The sequence below is a fragment of the uncultured Methylobacterium sp. genome (genome assembly GCF_964251405.1).
In the GTDB taxonomy this organism is placed as follows: domain Bacteria; phylum Pseudomonadota; class Alphaproteobacteria; order Rhizobiales; family Beijerinckiaceae; genus Methylobacterium.
In genome coordinates this window covers 1-21,383 of record NZ_CAXUJR010000014.1, presented here as the reverse complement: position 1 = coordinate 21,383, position 21,383 = coordinate 1, and the positions used below count along the sequence as shown (strand labels likewise).

At 67.3% G+C, this 21,383-nt stretch carries 16 protein-coding genes; 14 read left to right on the top strand and 2 right to left on the bottom strand.

What is annotated here, in order from left to right:
• Positions 1 to 85 precede the first annotated feature (85 nt).
• From ACFE7U_RS04370 to ACFE7U_RS04325, 10 genes are all read left to right on the top strand, one after another.
• Complete coding sequence (locus tag ACFE7U_RS04370) at positions 86 to 916, top strand: phage capsid protein (protein ID WP_375408513.1); 831 nt, start codon at positions 86 to 88, stop codon at positions 914 to 916.
• A gap of 134 nt (positions 917 to 1,050) precedes the next feature.
• On the top strand, positions 1,051 to 1,338 hold the full coding sequence (locus ACFE7U_RS04365; protein ID WP_375408512.1) for a hypothetical protein: 288 nt from the start codon (positions 1,051 to 1,053) through the stop codon (positions 1,336 to 1,338).
• Between the two features lie 81 nt (positions 1,339 to 1,419).
• Positions 1,420 to 1,857, top strand: coding sequence for a hypothetical protein (locus ACFE7U_RS04360; RefSeq protein ID WP_375408511.1), 438 nt, complete (start codon positions 1,420 to 1,422; stop codon positions 1,855 to 1,857).
• 3 nt (positions 1,858 to 1,860) lie between these two features.
• Positions 1,861 to 2,604 (top strand): hypothetical protein, encoded by a 744-nt coding sequence (locus ACFE7U_RS04355; protein ID WP_375408510.1) that lies wholly within the window; start codon positions 1,861 to 1,863, stop codon positions 2,602 to 2,604.
• A 3-nt stretch (positions 2,605 to 2,607) separates the two neighbouring features.
• Positions 2,608 to 3,558 (top strand): hypothetical protein, encoded by a 951-nt coding sequence (locus tag ACFE7U_RS04350; protein WP_375408509.1) that lies wholly within the window; start codon positions 2,608 to 2,610, stop codon positions 3,556 to 3,558.
• Positions 3,558 to 4,175, top strand: coding sequence for a hypothetical protein (locus ACFE7U_RS04345; protein WP_375408508.1), 618 nt, complete (start codon positions 3,558 to 3,560; stop codon positions 4,173 to 4,175). Before ACFE7U_RS04350 ends, ACFE7U_RS04345 begins: the two co-directional genes overlap by 1 nt.
• Complete coding sequence (locus tag ACFE7U_RS04340) at positions 4,175 to 6,868, top strand: hypothetical protein (protein ID WP_375408507.1); 2,694 nt, start codon at positions 4,175 to 4,177, stop codon at positions 6,866 to 6,868. The genes ACFE7U_RS04345 and ACFE7U_RS04340 overlap by 1 nt, the downstream gene beginning before the upstream one ends.
• 53 nt (positions 6,869 to 6,921) lie before the next feature.
• The gene (locus ACFE7U_RS04335) at positions 6,922 to 7,239 is read left to right on the top strand and encodes a hypothetical protein (RefSeq protein ID WP_375408506.1); all 318 of its coding nucleotides are present in this window, start codon (positions 6,922 to 6,924) and stop codon (positions 7,237 to 7,239) included.
• On the top strand, positions 7,239 to 7,712 hold the full coding sequence (locus ACFE7U_RS04330; RefSeq protein WP_375408505.1) for a hypothetical protein: 474 nt from the start codon (positions 7,239 to 7,241) through the stop codon (positions 7,710 to 7,712). The genes ACFE7U_RS04335 and ACFE7U_RS04330 overlap by 1 nt, the downstream gene beginning before the upstream one ends.
• A 6-nt stretch (positions 7,713 to 7,718) precedes the next feature.
• Positions 7,719 to 10,022 carry a hypothetical protein gene (locus ACFE7U_RS04325; RefSeq protein WP_375408504.1) on the top strand — a complete coding sequence of 768 codons (2,304 nt, stop codon included), beginning with the start codon at positions 7,719 to 7,721 and terminating at the stop codon, positions 10,020 to 10,022.
• On the opposite strand, the gene ACFE7U_RS04320 is transcribed toward ACFE7U_RS04325, so the two are convergent.
• Both ACFE7U_RS04320 and ACFE7U_RS04315 read right to left on the bottom strand, forming a co-directional pair.
• Positions 9,979 to 10,203, bottom strand: a complete 225-nt coding sequence (locus ACFE7U_RS04320) for a hypothetical protein (protein WP_375408503.1) — start codon at positions 10,201 to 10,203, stop codon at positions 9,979 to 9,981. The two genes, ACFE7U_RS04325 and ACFE7U_RS04320, sit on opposite strands and share 44 nt — an antisense overlap.
• Positions 10,200 to 10,718, bottom strand: coding sequence for an HD domain-containing protein (locus ACFE7U_RS04315; RefSeq protein ID WP_375408502.1), 519 nt, complete (start codon positions 10,716 to 10,718; stop codon positions 10,200 to 10,202). The genes ACFE7U_RS04320 and ACFE7U_RS04315 overlap by 4 nt, the downstream gene beginning before the upstream one ends.
• A gap of 468 nt (positions 10,719 to 11,186) precedes the next feature.
• On the opposite strand from ACFE7U_RS04315, the gene ACFE7U_RS04310 reads away from it, so the two are divergent.
• The 4 genes from ACFE7U_RS04310 to ACFE7U_RS04295 all read left to right on the top strand — a co-directional run.
• Entirely contained in the window at positions 11,187 to 18,884 is a 7,698-nt protein-coding gene (locus tag ACFE7U_RS04310; protein WP_375408501.1) for an LPD38 domain-containing protein, read from the top strand.
• Between the two features lie 82 nt (positions 18,885 to 18,966).
• Positions 18,967 to 20,901 carry a hypothetical protein gene (locus ACFE7U_RS04305; protein ID WP_375408500.1) on the top strand — a complete coding sequence of 645 codons (1,935 nt, stop codon included), beginning with the start codon at positions 18,967 to 18,969 and terminating at the stop codon, positions 20,899 to 20,901.
• Between the two features lie 68 nt (positions 20,902 to 20,969).
• On the top strand, positions 20,970 to 21,197 hold the full coding sequence (locus tag ACFE7U_RS04300; protein WP_375408499.1) for a hypothetical protein: 228 nt from the start codon (positions 20,970 to 20,972) through the stop codon (positions 21,195 to 21,197).
• The coding region (locus tag ACFE7U_RS04295) for a glycoside hydrolase family protein (protein WP_375408498.1) at positions 21,194 to 21,383 on the top strand (190 nt) is incomplete at its 3' end. The genes ACFE7U_RS04300 and ACFE7U_RS04295, both read left to right, overlap by 4 nt.

The window sequence follows — 21,383 nt, the reverse complement described above, 5'->3', positions numbered from 1 at the left end:
CAGGCCTCCGCGCCGGGCGCTGGGGATCTGTGGCGTGTCGACCGGACAATCGTGTCGGAGGCTTTCCAAACAGGAGAAGCCCTCGATGGCTGACACCTCTTATTCCGTCCAGTACCGCGACGAGTTCATCGCCGGTTTCGAGCAGGGCATGTCTCAGCTCTCGACCGCCGTCACCAACGACGCACAGACCAAGGGCAACCAGGCCGTTTTCGACATCGTCGATAGCGGTGGCGCTTCCGCCGTGACCCGTGGCGTGAACGGCCTCATCCCTGCCCGCGCTGACAACGAGACCCAGGTCCCGATCACGCTGCAGGAGTGGCACGACAAGCCCCGCAAGACCGGGTTCAACATGTTCGCTTCGCAGGGCGATGGCCGCGCGAAGATGCAGATGTCCACCCGCAAGGTGATGAACCGCAAGATCGACGATGACATCATCGCCGCTCTGAACCTGGCGACCAACTCCGGCACCGGCGGCGCGGCTACCCTCGCCCTCGTCCAGAACCTCGTCGCCAAGCTCGGTCGTCAGGACGTCGACGTCGACGATGACACCAACATGTTCGCCCTCGCGACGCTCGCGTTCCGTGCGGAGCTCTACCAGATCAAGGAGTTCAACTCCCATGATTGGGTCGAGGACAAGCCGCTCGTCGGCCCCGTCCGCAAGGTCCTGCGCTGGAACGGCATCAACTGGATCTTCTCGAACCGCCTGCCGGGCGCCGGCACGGCCAACGAGAAGTGCTTCATCTACCACCGCGCTGCCGTCGGCCACGTCGCCAACATGACCGAAGCCAAGATCGTCGCTGGCTACAACGAGGAGGACGATTACTCGTTCGCCCGCAGCTCGATCTTCATGGGCTCCGCTGTCCTGCAGAACAAGGGCATCCTGTCCTTCCCGCACGACGGTTCCGCCATCGGCTAACCTGCCGTTGATCCTGCCTTGATCGTCACTTGATCTTGGCTTGATCGACCCTCCCCTCGAGGCCGGGCGCTAGTACCTGGCCTCGAGGCGGCCCCTTCACCTATTCCAGCTTCTCAACCCCAGGAGGGCCCACCATGGCCTATTCCAAGCTCAACCCACCGACCCAGCGGCACCAGGACATCGGCAACCAGGGCTCCGCCGAGTGGGCCTACACGAGCGCCGACGCGGCTTCGGTCGTTGCGGCCTCGGGCTACATCAGCAACGCCAAGGACCTCGGCATGAAGCGCGGCGACATCGTCCGCGTCATGCAGACCGGTGTCACCCCGAACGTCATCACCACCCACCAGGTCGCTTCGATCACGGCCGCCGGCGCTTCGGATCTGACCGACGGTACCGCGCTGACCGTCACCAACGCAGGTTAATCAGGCCTCACCGCCTGAACGCCATGAGGGGCGGTCCTACGGGGCCGCCCTTTCTCATTTCACGCACCCCGGAGGGCCAGCATGGGCCGCCAAATGACAAGCCCGCGCTTCAAGCTCGCCGAGCATGCGCGCAACGTCCACCGCTGCAATCTCGAGGTCGGAACGACCGTCGACGAGCTGCTCAACCCGACGTTCTTCGTGAACGTGGCCGGCACCGTCCGCGCCGGCGACATCATCGAATGCCTGTGGGACGATTACTCCCGCTTCCTGCAGCTCATGGTCCGCAAGGCCGATCGCATCTCCGTGGTCGTCGCCCCGTTCGGTGGAGCCGACCTCGAGCGCGTCGAGCGCGACGAGACCGAAGAGGCTCCCGCCGAGGACTACCGGCACGAGTTCGCCGGCGCGCAGGAGCAATGGCGCGTGATCCGCGTCGCCGACGGCCAGGTCATCAAGGCCGGCCTCGCCAGCGAAGCCGCGGCCAAGCGAGAGATCGCAGCCGCCCGCAAGACCGGCCGGTAAGTCATGGCCGCCGACAAGCTCGCAATCTACAACGAGGCCCTCGGGCACCTCGGATCCCGCGAGCTCGCGAGCTTGTCGGAGAACCGGGATAGCAAGCGCCGCCTCGACCAGGCATGGGCGCCCGCCATCCGCTACGCGCTCGAGCAGGCCCCATGGGGGTTCGCGACCAGGTCCGTGGTCCTGGTACCGAGCGAGAGCGTCTCGCCGGCCTTCGGGTACGGCTATGCCTACGCCAAGCCCGACGACTGGCTCAAGACGGTCGAGCTCTGCGTCGACGCCCGCTTCAAGTCCCCGCTCCGCGACGAGTTCACGGACGAGGGCGGATACTGGTGGACCGACGTGAAGCCGCTCTTCGCGCGGTACGTCTCGGTCGCGCCGGCGCACGGCCTCGATATGTCGAAGTGGTCGCCGAGCTTCGCCGATTACCTGGCGATCCGCCTGGCGCAGAAGTGCTGCCTGCGCATCACGGGATCGGACGCACTCGAGCAAAGGCTCCTCAAGGAGGAGATCACAGCTCGGAAGCGCGCCAACGCCAACGACGCCCTCAACAAGCCGCCGGCGGTACCGCCCACGGGATCGTGGGTCATGGCCCGTCGTGGCCAGGCCCTTCGCGGTGAGGGCGGATCCTCGGGCAGCGGAGGCCTCGTCTCAGGCGTGACGCCGCCGAGCTCCGGCAATGGTGGCGGCAACGGCGGAAGCGTCGTCGTCGACATCGACGTCGTCATCGATGGCGGCGTGGAAGGCTGATCCATGACTACCGAAAGCGTCACGAAATTCCGGTTCCGCCGGTCGCGGACGGCTGGCTATCGCCCGTCGACACTCCTCGATGGCGAAGTCTTCCTGCAGCTCGCCGACCTCAAGTGGATCATCAGCAATAACGGCACGCAGATCGATGTGCCGTTCACCAGCCTCGGCGGTCCCGGTGGCGCCAGCTACACCCTGCCAGCGGCCACGGCCGGTGCGCTCGGCGGCATCAAGACCGGCGCACCTGGTGCGGGCAAGTTCGTCATCGGCTTCGACACCGACGGGACGGCGCTCTACGCGGCTCCGGCTGGCGGTACCGGCGGGTTAACAAGTGTTAACACCAAGACCGGGCCGGCAGTCACCCTCACCGGCTCCGACATCTCCGCAAGCTCGATCGACAGCACGACGATCGCGGCGGTTCTGCAGGACAAGGTCGGCACCTCGGCCTTTACCGCCGCGATCGCGGACAAGGCCAACCGCAGTACGGCCAACACCTTCACGGCCGCTCAAACGCTCTCGTATACTTACCCGGGCTGGGCCTTCAACTATGCAGGTGTCGGCCTGAAAGTCATTGCGCTCAATGCGCAGAATGAACTCGAGATCTCGACCACGGGCGGGACCAAGCTTTTCCGCTTCACCAACGGCGGCCGTTTCTGGTCCGCCGAGTGGGCGGAAGGCTTCGTCCACGATCGCATCGAGGCCCGGTGCGCGGCGTACGCGAACCAGCGCCAGGCGCAGCTTACCGGCGTGCCCATCAAGGGCGGGCGCTGGATGTATTCCGGCGATTACACTGCCAACCAGATGGCGGCGAGCTACCCGGGCGGCGGCGAGCCCTTCGCGGGCGGGCTCATGTCCGGCTTCGCCGCATCGGGCGGATACGTGACCGTAGGCCGGTTTCGCTACCTGCAGCTTCTCAATGACCAGGGAAGCTACATTACTATCGGTTACGGCAACTGATGTTCAATACAGTCTTAGATCACGGCCTATGGGAGCTTTACCGCCCCGAGGTCGTTCCCGACGGCTATCCGGAGGGGGCCGCCTTCGCGCGTCGCGTCTCCGATGGGCAGGACTGGTACGGCTACGTCTACGGGGAGGTCGGCAGCTTCACCGACGAGGGCGTCAAGGCCACGGTCTCGCCTGACGGCCGCGTCCAGGCGATCTACCGGAACGCGTCCTGCCTCTTCCCCGCCGGCCATCAGCTCATCGAGATCCTCGGCGTCGACCCTTCCATTCCCGACGGTGGTCCGGACGGCGTCCATAAGCTGTTCGAGCGCACGACGTTCGACGCGGCCGCTGCTACCTTCACCCCCTACGAGCTCGAGCGCCTGCCGCCGAGCCTCTCGGACTGGCGCGTCGGGCTGATCGAGAACGGCCGCTTCGCTGACGTCCAGGCCCGCGTGATGGCCGCCCGTAACAGCGGCTCGGTTATCGGCGCGATCGCGTGGGAGCGCTTCGAATACGCGAACACGGTGCGTCGCAAGGAGCTCATGCGCCTGCGCCCCGTCCTCAACTTCACCGAGGAGGAAGTCGACCTCTCCCTCGCCTGGGCCTACGCCGTTGAGGACGCCGCCTGATGGGTCGGATGAACGCGCCGCTGCAGGCCTTCAACCGCGGCGAAATCGGCAAGCTGGCCCTCGGCCGCGTCGACATCGATCGCCTCCGCCTCAGTGCTGAGGAGGTCGTTAATTGGGTGCCGCAGCTCGTGGGCCCGATGTCGTTCCGCCCCGGCACGATCTACCTCGGCGGGACCAACGGGAACCTGCGCTCCTACGACGTGCCCTTCATCTTCTCGACGAAGGACACGGCCGCGCTCGAGCTCACCAACAACGCGATGCGGATCATCGTCGGCGAGGTCCCGCTTCGGCGGACCCCGACCGGGTCGACCTTCCTCGCCGGCCCGATGGACGACACGACGAAGTGGCAGAAGACCGTCACGGCGAATGGGCAAGTCACCGTCGCCCTCGGTGAGATGTCGCTCGACTGCAATGCGATCGGCGAAGTGGTGCGAGCGACGGCGCCGTTCATCCCGGCCGCCGGCGACATGCTCCATTCATTCCGGATCCGGGTCTTCCAGCAGCCCGTGATTTTCCGGGTCGGGCCCAACGACGGCCGCGACGAGATTTTCCGCGAGACCACCCTCGGGATCGGCGAGCACTCCCTCACCTTCTCGGTGCCGGCCTCCGGGTGCGCGATCCAATTCGAGAACACCACGCCCGGCGTCTGCAAGGTCTACGGATGCGTGCTCGAGGACGGCGCCGGCGACCTGGTCATTGGCACGCCATGGGGCGAAGGGGACCTCCCGCTGGTGCGCTCGGAGCAATCCGGCGACGTCGTCTTCCTGACCTGCAAGGGGCAGAAGCCGCGCCGGGTCGAGCGCCGCTCGAATAACTCCTGGTCGCTCGTCGAATTTACCCCCGATGACGGCCCCTTACAGGCCTTCCCGGCCAAAGAAACGTCGGTCAGTTGCAGCAACCCGACAAGCTTCGGCGTCGGGAATATCACCATCGCGGCGAAGACGAATATCTTCAACCTCAACCACGTCGGCGCGCTCTTCTCCGCCTTCACTCCCGGCTATAACCTGCAGTATCCGGTCGCCGGCGAGCAGAGTTTTTGCCCTGCGATCCGCGTCAGCGGCGTCGGCGTTACTCGCCAGTTCTTCTACGCCATCGAGGGCACGTTTCAGGGGACATGGGCGCTGCAGCGCTCGTTGAGCTCGGAGTTCACGGGTTTCACGACCGTCGCCTTTGGCACCGCCGCGGTGCTCAACACGGCGCAGGTCTTCCTGAACGACGGCCTCGACAACTCGGTGTGCTGGTACCGCATCGGCTTCCTCGAATACGAGAGCGGCAAGGCGGACATCCGCATGTCCTACAACGGCGCCGGCCGTACCGGCGTCGCGCGGATCTACGAGGTGCTCAACGGCTCGACCGTCCGCGCCAAGGTCCTGCAGCCGTTCTCGTCCTTCACCAACACCAAGGATTGGTATTTCGGCGAGTGGAGCTCGGACCTCGGATGGCCGGACGCCGTCGGCCTCTCGGATGGCCGTCTGTGCTTCGCCGGCCGCGATCGCTTCTGGACCTCGGTCTCGGACAGCTACGGGTCCTTCGCCAGGACCCTCGACGGCTCCACCGTCGGCGATGCCTCGGCGATTTCACGCAGCGTCGGTTATGGCCCGGTGGCCATCATCAACTGGATGCTGCCGCTCACGCGCCTGATCCTCGGATCGGAAGGCTCCGAGATTTCGGTGCGCAGCTCGGCACTCGATGCGCCGATCACGCCCGCCGGCGGCGTCACGATCAAGGATTGCTCGACCCAAGGCTCGGCGCGCGTCTCTGCCGTGAAGGTCGATAAGCGCGGCCTGTTCGTCCAGAAGAGCGGCCAGAAGCTCTACCAGCTCGCCTACGACGTGAACTCGCAGGACTACGAGCCGAGCAACATGAATAGGCTCCATCCGGACCTGTTCCTCAATAACCCGATCGTGCGCCTGGCCGTGCAGCGCCAACCCGACACGCGCATCCACTGCCTGCGTGCCGACGGCACCGTCGCGGTCCTGACGTTCGAACCGCGCGACGAGGTCGAGGCCTGGTGGCGGGTCGAGACCGACGGGTTCGTCGAGGACGTCTGCGTGCTGCCGGGCCTGGTCGAGGACCGGGTCTATTACACCGTCCGCCGCCAGGTGAACGGGCAGCAGATCCGGATGCGCGAGCGCTTCGCCCGCCAGGACCAGGCGCGCGGCGGCGAGTTCAACCGGATCGCGGATTGCCACAAGCTTTACTCGGGCCCGGCCACCGCCACGATCACGGGCCTTGGACACCTCGAGGGGCGCACCGTCTGCGCCTGGGGCAACAGCAAGGACCTCGGCACCTTCACGGTCCAGGGCGGCGCCGTGACCCTCCCGGAGGCCGTCACGGTCGCCTGCGTGGGTCTGCCGTACGAGGGTCGGTTCAAGTCCGCCAAGCTCGCCTATGCGGCGCAGGGCGGCACGGCCCTCAACCAGATCAAGCGCGTGGTCGAGGTCGGATTGATCCTGGCCAACACGCACGCCCAAGGCCTGCAGTACGGCTCAACCTACGAGACGCTCGACGACCTGCCGTGGACTGAGAACGGCGGCGAGATCGACCTCGAGGCGGTCAACGAGAGCTACGACGAACAGATGATCGAGGTGCCAGGCGACTGGAACACCGACGAACGTCTGTGCCTCAAGGCTGCAGCTCCTCGGCCGGCGACCGTCATGGCCTGCAGCGTCAAAGTCGAAACGAACGGCTGACGCTCACCGCGATGATCGAAATTGTCCCGACCACGTCGGAAGACTGCGAGCGCATGCTCGGCGGTCCGCCGCTCACCCGCATCCGCGCCATGTCGGCCCGGGTCGACGGCGAGCTCGTGGCGATCGGCGGCCTGGCGTACCTGCCCGACCTGACGGTCGTCGCCTTCCTCGAGGGCCACAGCGCCGTGAAGCGCTGGCCCATCACCATTCACAAAGCGGTTCGAGCCGGGCTGGCCGATGCCAAGCGACGAGGCGTCCGCCGGATCGTCGCCATCGCTGCAGACGACGTCGAAGCGGCCCCGCGCTGGCTCGAGCGGCTGGGGTTTCGGTCGGACGCAGCGCCCGGCGTCTATCTCTGGGAGCAAGTCTAATGGCCGCCTTAGCCGTCATCGGTACCCTCGTTTCTTTCGTGGGGACGATCGCCAGCGCGAACGCGCAGAAGCAGGCCGCCGCGGCCGAGCGGGACCAGCTCGAATACAAGGCGAGGCAGGAGGAGCAGGCTGCGCAGCAGTCCCGCGCCGCCTCGCAGCGATCCGCCATGGATCAGCAGAAGAAGACCGCCCTCACTCAATCGACGCTCCAAGCTCGGACCGCCGCAGACGGTGGCGCCACCACCGACGGGACCGCCGTCGCGCTCGGCGAAAGCATCGCAGGTCAGGGTGAATACAATGCGCTGGCCGCCTTGTTCCAAGGCGAGGACAAAGCCCGCGGCCTCGAGATGCAGGCCGAAGGCGACCGCATGACGGGCGCGGCCAAGGTCCAGGGCGCCAAGGCTGCAGCTACCGGCACGATCATCGGCGGCATCGGGTCCGCCTTCGGCGGTCTCGCCAAGACATTCGGATAAACGCACATGCCTCGTCTTCCGACTGCCGAGGATCTCGGCGTCCCGAGCAATTACAACTCGGGCCGTCAGATCGCCTCCTATGACGTGACCGCGATCGGCCGCGGCGCCGAGAAGGGCGCCGAGGGGATCATGCGCGCGGGCAACGCGATCGCGTCCGCCGGCGCCGGGCTCTACGAGAAAGAGAAGTACGAGGGCCGGACCCTCGAGGACGCGCAGGCCCGCGCCGACCTCCTCACGGCGAACGCCAAGCGCCGCTCTGAAATCTCCGACGCCACCGACGCTGAGAAGCTGCAGGAGACCCACGCGGCCGGCGCGCAAGCCGACCTCGAGGCCGCGGCGAACCGCATCCAGGATCCGACCAGGCGCGCCCTGTTCCTCGAGAGCAACCGGCCGACGGTCACTGGCACCGAGCTCGTCGCCAAGGATCGCGCGTTCAAGCTGCAGACCGACACGAAGAAGGCGGCCGCCTTCGAGCAGCTCAACACGCTGAAACAGACCGCCATCGAGGACAGCGACGAGGCGAAGAAGGGCGAATACATCAAGACCGGCCAGGACATCATCACTGGCCTCGAGAAGGAAGGTTACATCACCGCCGAGGAAGGCGCTCGGCAGCGCAAGTCGTGGGGCGAGAGCTACGCGGTTTCGGCCATCGAGAAGATGAGCCCGGTTGCCCGTCTCGCTGCCGTGCGCGGCGGATGGGAAGGCGCCCTGATCCAGAAGGAAAGCTCCGGCAATCCGCGCGTCGTGAACTCGCTCGGCTACACCGGCCTCTATCAGATGGGCGCGCCGCTCCTGACCACGCTCGGGATGTATAAGCCCGGCGCCAACGAGAACCTGCAGACCTGGTCGACCGACCCGAAGGGCGCCCCGGGCAAGTGGTCCGGCACCTTCACCATCCCGGGCTTCCCCGGCGTGAAGACCCTCGACGACTTCCGCGAGAGCCCGGAGGCGCAGCGCGCGACCTTCCTGCAGTCGCAGACGTACTATGACGGGCAGATCCAGAGCCGCGGCCTCGACAAGTTCATCGGAACGACCGTGCAGGGCGTGCCGATCACGCGCGAGGGCATCTACTCGATGATGCACCTCGGCGGAGCCAAGGGGGCGGAGAACGCCCTCAAGAACGGCGCCAACGCCAAGGATGCGAACGGCTCCGGCGTGCTCGATTACGCGCGCATGGCGGCCAAGGCCGGACCAGGCGTGGCGACCTTCCTGTCGCCCGAGCAGAAGACCCGGGTTGCCGACGGCGCGACGCGCGAGCTCGTGCAGCAGGATCGCAAGGCGCAGCAGGCGCAGGCGAACGAAGCCGCGACCGTGAAGAGCCTTCTTCGCGACGACGAGGGGTCCATCATCACCTCCGGTAAGCCGGTGGCGGAGCTCACCCCGGAGCGGGTCGAGAGCGCGCTTGGACCGGCGGCCGCGGAGGCCTTCACGATCAACCGTGCGCAGGCCACGCGCTACCACCAGGAAACGGCCGATTGGGACCAGATCCCCCTTGAGGAGATCCGCGCCCGGCTCGGCACCCTCAAGCCCGAGGACGGCGTCAAAGGCTTCGACAGCGGGCAGAAGTATTTCAGCCAGGCGGAGAAGCAGGCCGATGCCATCCGCAAGGAGCGCCAGGCTGACCCGGCGGCCGCCGCGGACAAGATGCTCGGCGTGGACCAGGACAAGCAGGGCGCCACCCTCGATATGCCGGAGAGCTATCAGCCGATCTTGAAGGCTCGCCGCATCGCGTTCGATCAGCTCAAGATCCCCGAGGATGCGCGCCTCAACCTGACCCGCACCGAGGCGCAAACCCTCTGGCGGCCGATCGACCTGGCGCGGAAGGGCGGCGACGCCCGCGAGCTCAAGGAGACGCTGCAGGCCACCATCGAGCAGCTCAAGACGGCGTTCGGCGGCGACGAGGAGGCGGCGACGCAGGCCTGGCAGCAGGTCCTTCGCGAGGGCCACGCGGACAAGGAGACGGCCGCGGTGGCCGGAAGCATCCTCAAGAAGCTGGCGCGTAACGAGGTCCCGACCCGCGAGGATATGCGGGCGATGGACGAAGCGCAGAAGAACGCCGGCGCCGATCGCGCGACGAGCTCGGTGCTCGAGCAGCTCGGCCTTGGCACGCTCGACGAGTATGGCCAGCCGATCGACACGACGCCGAAGCCGAAGACCTTCCCGACGCCGGATCCCGAGGCAATCAAGATGCTCAAGGGCAAGCCCGAGCTCGGCCCGATGTTCGACGAGACCTATGGTCCCGGCACGGCCGCCAAGATCCTCGCCATCACCGCCGGTAAAGCACCCGCCCCCGAACGCCCGCGACCATGAACTCGCCCTCGCCCAAGTGGGGCGCGGGCATCGTGACCGCCTGGTCGAGGTCTGAGGCCATCGCGAGCCGAACCCGGTGCGCGGTGTAGGCGTCCCGACACAGGATCTCTAGCTCGACATCCTCGGCCGCGAGGCTGTGCTTCATCAGCCAGTGCGCGAAGCGGAGACCCCAACTGGTCAAGGCGTCGTGACCGTGTGGGCAGGGACGGCATAGCCGAGCAGGTTCGCGGCCTTCGCCAGCCGGTAGTGGGCGAGGCGGTACTTCTCCGGGACCGGCCGCTCCTCCTCCGGCAGCGAGGCCCGGCGGAACGGGTCCATATTGTCCTCGAGGTCCGAGAGCTTAATCAGGATCGCCCCGAGGTTCTCGCTGACCACCAGGCGCCCGATCGCGGCGCTGTAGACCTCCCCCGGCCGCTTCGTGACCAGGCCGACCATGTCGGCGATCTCGTCGCCGTAGAGCGCGCGGACCGTGGTCAGGCGCAACGGCGTGTCCTCGACGATGTCATGCAGGACCGCGGCGCACGCGATCGCCGAAATCTCCCCGTCCGAGAGGAGATGCCCGACGTGGGCGACCTTCTGCATGGTGGCTTTGCCTACGCGCTCGAGGTGCTCCACGTAGGGGCGCCCGATCTTGTCGACCTGCTTCGCGTGCGCCTCCCTGGCCAGGTCGAGTGCGCGCATGAAATCTGGCGTCATCGTCAGTCCTCAATCCCGAGTGCGTCAAAGACCTGCGCAGGCGTGGCGCCGGTCGCGATCAGGTATCGGAGAAAATGCGCGGCAGGCCCCGGCGGACCCGGCGGCTTGCTTTGTGGCGGGGGGGCGTTCGGCGCGACAGGCGGGCGGCGAAGATCCGCCCAATCCCTCGACGTCTTCTCGTTCACGCCTAGCAACTTGGCGGCCTTTCGCTGACTGAGGCCGAGAGCCTCGAGCGCGTCGCGATACTCTTGGGGCGTCATGGCCAGCGTCCTGATCTGCTCTTGCAGCAGTGAGGGTGTTAGACCCTAGCCTGTCAAGCTCTGGCTTGACCCGACGGGCGTTTCCCCACCAATAGCTAGCCTACGGCCGGCGATCACTTCGCGGCGCCATCCCCTGACAATTTGACCTGCGCGACCCCGCACCTCCAGCGGATGCGTTCGCGTGCCTCGTCGAGGACCTTCCCACCGCATGGCAGACGACGTTCTCGACGCAGGCGCACAGCCCGCGGCGCCCGCGCCCGTGCGCGAGGCAGAGGTCAATCCGTTCGCGGAAAGGCTCAAGGCGGACCCGTCGATTGGCGAGGTCTCGAACCTCGAGCGCGCCCGCCTGGATGCGGTCGAGAGCTACGCCCGCGGGACGTTGCTCGGTGCCGGCAATATGCCCGTGCTGCAGCGCGACGCCGTCGGCGGTGGCGAGGCGACCGACGAGTTCGGGAACATCGTCGGCACGATCCCGGCGAGCCCCATGGCGGGCAAGCGCCTCGAGACCATCCGCGAGGACCTGGCGCGACAGGAGACCATGCGCGGGTTCGAGGGACCGCTCGAGGGCATGTCCGCTCTGGCCGGTTCGCTCGGCGGTTCGCTCGCCTCTCCCGAGAGCTTCATCAACCGACTGCCAGGCCTCACGAGCCTATCGGAGAGCGTCATCGGCAAGGGCGCGGCCCGCGTCTTCACCGACGGCTTCTCGAACCTGGCGGCCCGCATCGGCGGCGCCGGCGCGACGCAGGGCGTGGTCCAGGGCGCCGTCAATCCGGCCGTCCAGGCCCTCGAGAACAAGACCGGCGCTCGCGACGGCTACAGCCCCGGCGAAGTCGTCGGCGCCGTCGCCGGCGGCGTGCTCATCGGTGGCGTGATGCACAGCGCCGGCGAGGTCGTCTCCGCCCTTGTCGCGCGTGGCGCCAAGCCGAAGGACGCGGCGGCCGATGTCGCCCTGATGCAGGCCAACGACGCCAAGCGCGCGGCCGAGGCTCGCAACAGCGAGGAGCTCGCGGCCGAGGATCCCTCGATGCGCCCCGGTGGCGCGGTCGAAGGTGAGCTCGCCGTCACCCTGCCAGAGCAGGCCGTCGCCGCGGATCCGGCCGTTGTGTCAGGTCCGGAGGCCGCTTCCGTTAAGCCGGAAGCCGGATCGGTTAACGAAACGGCCGTTGTGTCAGGCGAAGCGCTCCGTGCGCAGCAGCTCGAGGCCGAGGCCGTCGCCAGAGAACAGGCGTTGAGCGAGCAACCCTCGCCGGCGCGTGAGGTCGCCGCCAGGGAGGCTCGAGCACAGGCCGAGGAGGCAAAGGCCAAGGCCGGAGAAGTCCCGGCAGTCTCGCTCGGAGAGACCGGCGATCCGGGACCGGATGGCATGCGTAGAGCGATGGTCGATCGCGGCTACACGGCAGAGCAGCTCGCCGGCATGTCTGATGAACAGGTCCGCACCAGCATCGCCTACATGTCGATGCTGCAGAAGGATGCGGAGTTTCGCGCCTCCGGGATCAACGACGGCGCCGCTTGGGCCGAACGTCAGCAGATGGCGGCAGAGCTCGCCCGGGACATGGCCGCCGGAAAGGTCGTCCTCCCGGCGAACCCGCAGGCGCTCGAGCTCAAGACCCGGAGCTCTTACCAGGATGGGCAGCTCGACGAGGCCGCGAGCCAGGCCCTCGAATGGGGGAAGGGCGAGGGCCTCGACCGCGACGGCGTAATCCAGTCCCTCAAGGATGACATCGCGAACGGCATCACCAACGACGGCAATGGGATCTACCACCAAGACCTTATTGACCGCCTCGAGGCTCCGCGCGGAACCATCGACGGTACCGCAGCACCGGCGCCAGAGCTCAACCCGGAGGTCCGCCAGGTCCTCGACCAGGTCGACCCCGAGCTCGCGCCGGCGATCGAGGCCGCGCTCGCCGCCGATGGCGCCGTCGCACCCGAGGCACCGACCCGCCCGGCTCCTGCAGACGACCCGGAGGGGCGCCTCGAGGCCTGGAAGGCGGAGAACCCGCTCAAGACCGTGCCCGAGCTGATGGCCCGCGCGGAGGCGAACAAGAAGACGCTCGCGAGCGCCATCAAGGCGGTGGCGAAAGCCACGGGCTCGGAAGGCAAGATCGGCCCGAACAAGCTCGAGGAGACCGTTTTCGAGAAGGTCTCGCGGAAGGGATACCCTGACGCCGGCCACGTGACGGACGTCGTTCGCGGTGGCTTCAAGCCCACGACGCCGGCGCAGGCCGACGCGGTGGTCGCCGAGCTCGCGAAGAGCTTCGACGTGATCGACGAGGGATGGGCGATGACGCCCGTGGGCTACGCCGACCGCAAGGTCCTGGTGCGGTTTGAAGACGGCTCAATCGGCGAAATTCAGGTCTGGGAGCCGACGCTCCTCAAGACGAAGAGCCAGGGCGGGCACAAGCTCTACACGCAGGCTCGCTCGATGCCGAAGGGTCCGGAGCGGGACGCCATCGAAGCCAAGATGCAGGCGCTCTACTCGGACGCGCTGGCTTCGCTCTCCGACGACTGGAAGGCGCTTTTCGGCAGGGGAGGGACATCCGAGAACTTGGCTCTCCAAGCGGCCTCGGACACGACGCGCGATCCGTTGCCGACCTCGACGCTGTCCGCCTCCGACCAGGCGCCATCGGCGCAGACCCAAGCCTCGCCGGGCATCCAGACCGCCGACTTGCCTTCGAACACACAGAATTTCACGGGGATCACCTCCGCTTCTTCTATAGGGTCTGAGACCCTGACACGCAATGGACCGCCGCTGATCGGCGCGGCCGTTCCAGGTATTCCAGCGCACAAGGTTAGCACGGCCGCCGGACGCTCCATCGAGGTCGAGGCCGTCGTCATCGAGGCTCGCGACCTGGTGACGTCCGCGGATGGCGGTTTCGACCAGGCGGTCCAGCCGCGGCAGCGCGATCGCGCCGCCAGCCAGGCGCAGATCCGAGACATCGCCACGCAGCTCGACCCCGAGCGGCTCGGCTACTCGGCGGAGGCCGATCGCGGCGCGCCGATCGTCGGGCCCGACGCGATGGTCGAGAGCGGCAATGGACGAGTGCTCGCGATCCGCCGCGTTTACGACCAGGGCGGCGAGGCCGCGGCTCGCTACCGGGCCTGGCTCGAAAAGCAGGGCGTGGACTTGTCCGGCTTCCAGGAGCCAGTTCTCGTCCGCCAGCGGTTGACTTCTATGTCAACCGAAGAGCGTGGCGCCTTCGGCATGGAAGCCAACCAGGCCGCGACGCTCTCGATGTCGGCCGCCGAGCGCGGGCTCGCCGACGCGCGCCTCATCACCCCCGAGATGCTCGACCTCATCCGCAATCCGGATGACCTCGGCGCCCTGGCGAACCTCGACTTCCGCAAGGCCTTCGTGCGGTCGCTCCCGTCGACTGAGCACGGCTCGATGATCGCCGGCGGTGGCGAGCTCTCGAGCGAGGGCCTCACCCGGATCCGGAACGCCATCCTGGCCCGGGCCTATGACAACAGCGGCGTGCTCGCGCGCATCGCCGAGGCGACGACCGACGACGCGAAGAGCTTGAGCAACGCCCTGGTGGCGGCCGCGCCCGAATGGGCGAAGCTGCGCTCGGACATCAAGTCAGGCCTGGTTCGTCCAGACATGGACGTGACGCCGGCGCTCCTCGAGGCCGTCACCCGCACGGCGGACCTGCGCGCGAAGGGGCAGAAGCTCGACACGTTCCTCTCTCAACAGGATGCGTTCGACCGCCTCGACCCCATGGTCGAAGACTTCATGCGGATGTTCTACGACACGAAGGGCCGCCGCGCCGCCGGCGCGCCCGTGGTTGCGGAGCGTCTCAAGGCCTACGCGGCAGAGGCGAAGAAGGTCTCGGCCGACGGTGGTCTCGACCTCGGCATGGCGCCGGTCTCGGTGCCGGAGCTGATGGCGTTCGCGGCGCAGAAGGGAACGAAGAATGTCAGCGAAGGGCAAAACGGTCTCCAATTCAGGCGAGCCGCCGGCGACACCTCAGACGGTGCCGGGACCGATGGCCTACAGCTCCGCCGCGGCCCTGGCGATGGGGCGGGCGATGCAGTCGGCGAGCCAGGGGGACCAGGAGCTCGACCGCCGGGGGCAGACGTTGGAAGCGCGGGCGATCGCGGCGATGCAGGCGGGCGAGGCAGTGCTTCCGAGGCTGAACTAGAACCCCTCATCTCCCTGCAGCAGCAGGCGCAGAACCTCGCCGACGCGCTCGATTTCCCGTTGCGCGGCGGCCGGATCCGGGGCGGCAAGACCGCCCTCGGGCAGTACGACACCGGGCAGGACGTGGTCCGCGTCCGCAACGTGGCGGATTTCGAGACCGTCGCGCACGAGGCCGGGCACGCGCTCGAGAAGCACATCGGCCAACCGCTCAAGGACCTGGTCCAGAAGTTCACGCACGAGCTCGGGCCGCTCGATTATGAGCCGCAGCGCGGCGATGCGAGCGAGGGCTTCTCCGAGTGGATCCGCCTCGGGATGACGAACCCCGCGACCCTCAACGCCAGCGCCCCGGGCTTCAACGCGGCGTTCCGCGCGCTGATGGCCAAGGAGGCGCCGGCGATCCTGGCGAAGCTCGACGAGGCCGCCATCACGTTCCGCGCCTACGAGGACGGTACCGGTGCGCAGCAGGCCGCCGCGATCGTCCGGCCGGCCGAGCGTGAAGGCATCCTCAACTCGATCCGGAAGGATGGCGTTGTCTCGACCATCCGCATGGTGATGTCGCGGATCTACGAGAACCTCGCCGACGACAAGACGGACGTGAGCAAAGCCGTCCGCGAGATGGCGCGCTCGATCTACGTGGCCACCGGCAAGCGGGTGACGCTCGAGGGATCGGCCAACCCGGAGATGCTCCTCCGGCAGTTCGGCCGTGCGCAGCAAGCCGCCATTCAGGACATGATGCACGGCGTTCGCCCGTACCGCGGCACCGTGCCGGAGGGGCCGTCCCTGCATGACGCGATCGCCACCGCCACCGGCGCGCCTGGCGCGCTCGGGCGCTGGAATGAGACGGCCGTGAAGGCCTTCGACGATTACATGGTGATGCGTCGCGCGGAGGTCCTGTACGACCGCTTCGACGCCGGCGAGATGCCGAACCGGCCGGTCGCGATGTCCAAGGAGAAGGTCAAGGCGGCGATCGCCGAGGCCGAAGCCGCGAACCCGAAGTTCCGGGAGGGCGCCGACCAGGTGCATGGGTTCACGCGCGAGCTCCTGCGCAAGCAGTTCGAGGGCGGGCTCATTACCCGCGAGGTCTTCGACAACCTGACCAAGGAGACGTTCTACGTGCCGCTCTTCCGGCACATGGACGACAAGCCCGGCGGAGGCTCGAGCTCGAGCACGACGGACGGGCCCGGGACTGTCGACACCATCAAGAAGATCAAGGGATCGGACCGGGACGTGATCCCGCCGACCCAAAGCCTGATGACGCAGGCGTTCCTGGTCAACCGGACCCTGCAGCACAACGACATCATCAAGTCGCTGGTCTCGCTCTCGCGCCAGGTGAAGGACGCCGGAGGCCTCGGCGCCGGGCGCCTGGTCGAGGAGATCCCGGCCACGCAGCTCGTCGGGAAGAAGTTCGACCTCGAGGAAGTCGTCCGCGCGGCCGCCAAGCAGAACGGCATGACGAACGATGACACGGCCATCCTGACGGGCGCCCTGACCGACGTGTTCGGGGATGACCCGATCATGGCTTCGATCTTCCGCGCCGAGCCCACGGGCAAGCGCAGCGAGCCGATCGTCTTCTACAAAGAGGGCGGCCAGATGCGGGCCGTGCGCCTCTCGGCGAAGTCGGAGGGCCTCGGCATTTACGAGGCGGTCGCCGGCCTGCCTCCGGTTGGCCAGGACATTGCGCTCAAGATGGTGGCTTACGCCTCCGGCGTGACGCGCTCCGGCATCACGGCGGACCCGACCTTCATCCTCTCCAACTTCGTCCGCGATCAGTTCGCCGTCGGCATCCTGCGCACCGATTACATCCCCTTTGTCTCCGGCTTCCGCGGGATCAAATCCGAGCTGCAGCAGGACCAGTGGGCGCAGATGTACGCCTACGCCGGCGGCGTCTCGCCTGGCGCCGGCGCGGCCGGCCTGTCGGATGCGATCCAGGGCGACATCAACGCGCTCGCTCGGAAGGGCTGGCTTGTCCAGAAGGTCGGCGGCCTGGCGGACCTGCAGCACGGCAACGCGGTCAGCGCCTTCAAGGCCTTCGCTGAGATCGGTGGATCCTCCGAGAGCGCGACCCGTCTCTCGGTCTTCCGGAGCGTCTACGAACAGAAGATCAAGCAGGGCCTCTCGCAGTACGATGCGATGATCGAGGCGGCCGGCCAGTCGACCGACCTCATGGATTTCGGGCGGCACGGCTCGGGCACGATGTACCTCCGCGCGCTGGTCCCGTTCTTCAACGCCCACGTCCAGGGCCTCGACAAGTTCCGGCGCACCGCCCTCGAGCCGCTGTACCGCGCCGCGATGGGGGACATCGTCTCCGAGAACGACGCGGCCGCGCTCCGCAACGCGATCCCGACCTTGGTCAAAATGGCCGGCGTCGGTGGCGCTCTCGGCTTCGGTTACGGGCTCTGGGCCTCGCAGTATCGGGCGCACCAGGACGCCTCGCCGGAGCTCCGCGCCTCGCACCTCATCATCCCCGGGGAGCCCTTCGGCTTCTCCGCCAACTCGACCCTGGTCATCCCGAAACCCTTTGAGCTCGCGATGGGCTTTAACCTCGGCGAGATGCTCGGCCTGCACGTGGAGACTGGCGATCCGCGGGCGGCCGAATGGGCGATCAAGGGCATGCGGGAGGTCATCCAGCCGCCGAACCCCCTGACCAATATCCCGCTCGCCAAGACCTATCAGGAGCTCGCGCTAAACCGCTCGTTCTTCACCGGCCGGGACATCGTTGCAGAGAAGGACCAGAACAAGGAGCACCCCGAGCTCGAGTTCACGGACAAGACCTCCGGCCTGGCGAAGCTGATCGGCAAGGCGATCGGCGTGTCCCCCATCAAGGTCGATTACGCGATCGGCTCGCAGTTCGGCACGCTCGGCCGCAACCTGGTCGCCGCCACGAACGCCGCGGATCCGAACGCCCCGGATGCGAGCTGGCAGGACACGATGTTCCTGAAACGCTGGATCAAGGGCGCGGACCGGTCGTCGGAGACCACCAAGGAATTTTGGGACAACGCGGCGGCGCAGACCGGCCACTACGCCCAAGCGAACAACACGTTCAGCAAGATGACCAAGGTGGGCAAGGACCGCGAGGCCTACGACTATCTCGGCAAGCTCCCGGCGCCGCAGCGGGCCTACGTGACGCTCTTCCAGGGTGCATCCGGCGAGGACGGCAAGGCGGCGTTCAAGGCCGAGGACCGCCGGCTCCACCCGATCGCCCGCGGCGCGCTCGCGGCGCAGCAGATCGGCGGGCTCATCAAGGACCTCACCGCCGACACGGTGAAGACGTTCGAGGACGGCACCCCGATCAAGCTGACGCCGACGCAGCGCCGGGATGCGATCGACAGCCTGCGCGAGCTGCAGGCGATGGAGATGCAGAACGCGCTGACGATGTCGGAGACCAAGGGCTACGCCGGCCGGAAGCTCCTCTCGATCCCCGACCAGTTCAACGTCCTCAAGGCGAAGAGCCCTGAAATCGCGGGCGAGCTCGCGACCCGCTACGCCACCGCCAAGGTCCTGCCGACCGAGGCCGTCGCCCGGCTCTGGCTACAGGCGCAGAAGGCGCTGGTGAAGGACGGCAGCGACGCGGACATCCACGACCTGGCCATCGACGCGACCATGGACGGGTACGAGCTCGGCGGCGATCGCGTGAGGAAGCCGGACAAGCGCCGCGTCTCGATCAAGCCGGGCACCCGTCCGGAGGCACCACCGCCCCGAACCCCGATCCGCCCCGGCGGCATCGGTGAACCGACCGTGACGACCCCCACGGTGAACCCCTTCCAGTAATCGCCGGCACTCCGCCGACGTCTCGTCTCTCCCCCAAGGCCGCCCCTCACCGGGCGGCCTTTTTCATTGGTGCTGCCTTCTCATGTCTACGATCATCGACCGTTACGCCGGGGTCTCCGACGCCCTCGGCCGGAAGGCGCCTGCGCGTTGCGCAACGACCGCCAACGTCCCGCTCTCCGGCCTGACGGCCCATGACGGCTACACCCCGGGAGAGGGCGAACGCGTCCTGGTCTGGAAGCAGACCGCCGCTTCCGAGAACGGCATCTACGACGCTTCGTCGGGGCCCTGGACGCGCTCGCTCGATTTCGACGGACCGGCTGACGTGGTCGAGGGGACCGGCGTCGTCATCACCGAGGGGACGCTCTACGGCAGCAAGGAGTTTTTCCTCACCACCAGCCCGACGCAGTTCGGCACCTCCCTGATCCTGTTCACGTACAGCGGGATCGGCGGCGACGTGACGCCCGTCGATGGTGGCGGTGAGCTCCCGCCGGGCGGCGTCGCGAGCGACACCTTCACACAGACCGACGAGCCTGGCGCTCTGGCGATCCCGCTGGTGAAGAAGCTCCGCCAGTTCGCGTTCTTCGGCGACCGCAAGTCGATCACGGGCAACGGCACCAGCGACGACACGACCGCGGCGCAGAACGAGATCACCTACGCGAGCGCCCACGGCATCCAGCTTCTCATCCCCGACGGCATGAAGATCCGGACGACGTCGACGCTCACCGCGACCGGTTGGACCCGGATCAAGGGCCGCGGCGGCCACCTGATGAAGAACAACGCGAACCCGAACGCCCTCGGCAATTACACGGGCTTCCACTTCGACCACGCGGCGATCGGCATCAACTGCCTGGCCTTCGACACGAATACTTTCGACAGGGCGGACCTCGAGGACTTCCTCATCGTCCGGCCGCAGCCGACCGCGGTGGACGGCTTCGCCTGGACCCCCAACCCGCACGACTTCGACATCAGTCTCACGCAGACGTCGGCGAACATCCTCGGCGTCGAGTGCCTGCGCTCGAAGAACTTCCTCCGGATCGACCGCAACGTCGGCAACCAGGTCGTCATCGACCGGGTGAAAGGCCAGGTCTTCGACGTCGGCATCCAGATCAAGTGCGCGCTCGACAGCGTGTACGTGAAGATGGCCCACTTCTGGCCGTTCTGGACGGGCGGCTACGGCTTCCCGAAGGCGGACCCGGTCCTCGAATACATGCTGCAGGCTCACTTCGCCCTGCACATCATGCGCTGCGACGGCCTGTCGGTCGGCGACGTGTTCGCCTTCGCCCCGCGCTCGACCGTGCTCATCGATCGCTTCGACGGTGGCGGCATCCCGAGCATCGCCGGAACACTGAATAACGGGTCGTTCCACAAGATCTACAACGACAACGGCGCCAGCGCGATTACTGCACTCGGCACGGCTGCGGGCTTCATTTTCCGCGGAAACCTGGTCGAAAACTACGGATCGCCCAAGACCTACAACTCGAACGGCATCGACAACAACGCCCCGAACTCGCTCCTCGAGATCGGGGCCTACTGGTCGAACAACGCCCGCAACAGCCACGCGGCCGCCACTGCGTCGTTCGCGAACGTCGAGATCGAGCGGTACATCGAAGGAAGCTGGGGCGGATCCGGCGGCGGTGCCGTCGGCCTGGTCGGCAGCGGCGGCGGCCGGATCGACGTCAATTCCTGGCGTCGGGCGGATGCGGTCTCGGCTCCGTACAGCGGCTTCCCGATCACGAACGGCCGCGCCACCGGCAAGGTCTTCGGCAAGCTCTCCGAGGGCCTCACGACCGTCACCACGGACGCGAACGGGATGGCCTTCTGGCCGCACGGCGCGGGTCAGATGCCGGTTTATTCGGAGATCCACATCCACAGCGGCGGCTCCGCCGGTGCGGTCGGACATCGTCTCTCCGGCTTCGACGCCACCAACCTCGGCTACATCTTCACGAACGCCGCCGGGACGCCTTGCGCGAGCAAGACAGACATCATCGTCGCCTACAAGACCTTCATCTCCGGCTGATCCGTCCGCCTGAAACCTGTCCGCATGGCCCGCCTCGAGCGGGCTTTTTTTATGCTCGGAGCCATCCAATGAAACTCAGACACGACTGGCGGGCGGTCCTTCGCCACGCTTGGAGCCTTCGCTTGTCCGTGGTCGCGACCCTCCTCTCAGCGGGGGAGGTGGCGATCGGCGTCCTGGCCAGTGACCCGCCGCTCCCGCGCGGGTCCTTCGCGGCCCTCGCGGCCGTCGTGACCATCGGCGCCGCCGGCGCTCGCCTGGTCGCTCAGAAGCACCTCCCGACGGGAGGCGACGCATGAGCCGCTTGGCCAAGAAGTCGATGTGGGGCGGTGCTCTGGCGGCGACGGCCGCCGGCATGCTGGCGCTTTCGAGCGTCGGAAGCGACGAGGGGCTCAAGCTCCGGACCTATAAGGACATCGTTGGCATCCCGACGTTTTGCTACGGCGAAACGAAGGGCGCCAAGATGGGGCAGACCTTCACCAAGG

What these genes read in the sequence shown, in the direction of transcription:
- ACFE7U_RS04370 (WP_375408513.1), top strand. Translation starts at nt 86, where the DNA reads ATGGCTGACACCTCTTATTCCGTCCAGTACCGCGACGAGTTCATCGCC.
- ACFE7U_RS04365 (WP_375408512.1), top strand. Translation starts at nt 1,051, where the DNA reads ATGGCCTATTCCAAGCTCAACCCACCGACCCAGCGGCACCAGGACATC.
- ACFE7U_RS04360 (WP_375408511.1), top strand. Translation starts at nt 1,420, where the DNA reads ATGGGCCGCCAAATGACAAGCCCGCGCTTCAAGCTCGCCGAGCATGCG.
- ACFE7U_RS04355 (WP_375408510.1), top strand. Translation starts at nt 1,861, where the DNA reads ATGGCCGCCGACAAGCTCGCAATCTACAACGAGGCCCTCGGGCACCTC.
- ACFE7U_RS04350 (WP_375408509.1), top strand. Translation starts at nt 2,608, where the DNA reads ATGACTACCGAAAGCGTCACGAAATTCCGGTTCCGCCGGTCGCGGACG.
- ACFE7U_RS04345 (WP_375408508.1), top strand. Translation starts at nt 3,558, where the DNA reads ATGTTCAATACAGTCTTAGATCACGGCCTATGGGAGCTTTACCGCCCC.
- ACFE7U_RS04340 (WP_375408507.1), top strand. Translation starts at nt 4,175, where the DNA reads ATGGGTCGGATGAACGCGCCGCTGCAGGCCTTCAACCGCGGCGAAATC.
- ACFE7U_RS04335 (WP_375408506.1), top strand. Translation starts at nt 6,922, where the DNA reads ATGCTCGGCGGTCCGCCGCTCACCCGCATCCGCGCCATGTCGGCCCGG.
- ACFE7U_RS04330 (WP_375408505.1), top strand. Translation starts at nt 7,239, where the DNA reads ATGGCCGCCTTAGCCGTCATCGGTACCCTCGTTTCTTTCGTGGGGACG.
- ACFE7U_RS04325 (WP_375408504.1), top strand. Translation starts at nt 7,719, where the DNA reads ATGCCTCGTCTTCCGACTGCCGAGGATCTCGGCGTCCCGAGCAATTAC.
- ACFE7U_RS04315 (WP_375408502.1), bottom strand. Translation starts at nt 10,718, where the DNA reads ATGACGCCAGATTTCATGCGCGCACTCGACCTGGCCAGGGAGGCGCAC.
- ACFE7U_RS04310 (WP_375408501.1), top strand. Translation starts at nt 11,187, where the DNA reads ATGGCAGACGACGTTCTCGACGCAGGCGCACAGCCCGCGGCGCCCGCG.
- ACFE7U_RS04305 (WP_375408500.1), top strand. Translation starts at nt 18,967, where the DNA reads ATGTCTACGATCATCGACCGTTACGCCGGGGTCTCCGACGCCCTCGGC.
- ACFE7U_RS04300 (WP_375408499.1), top strand. Translation starts at nt 20,970, where the DNA reads ATGAAACTCAGACACGACTGGCGGGCGGTCCTTCGCCACGCTTGGAGC.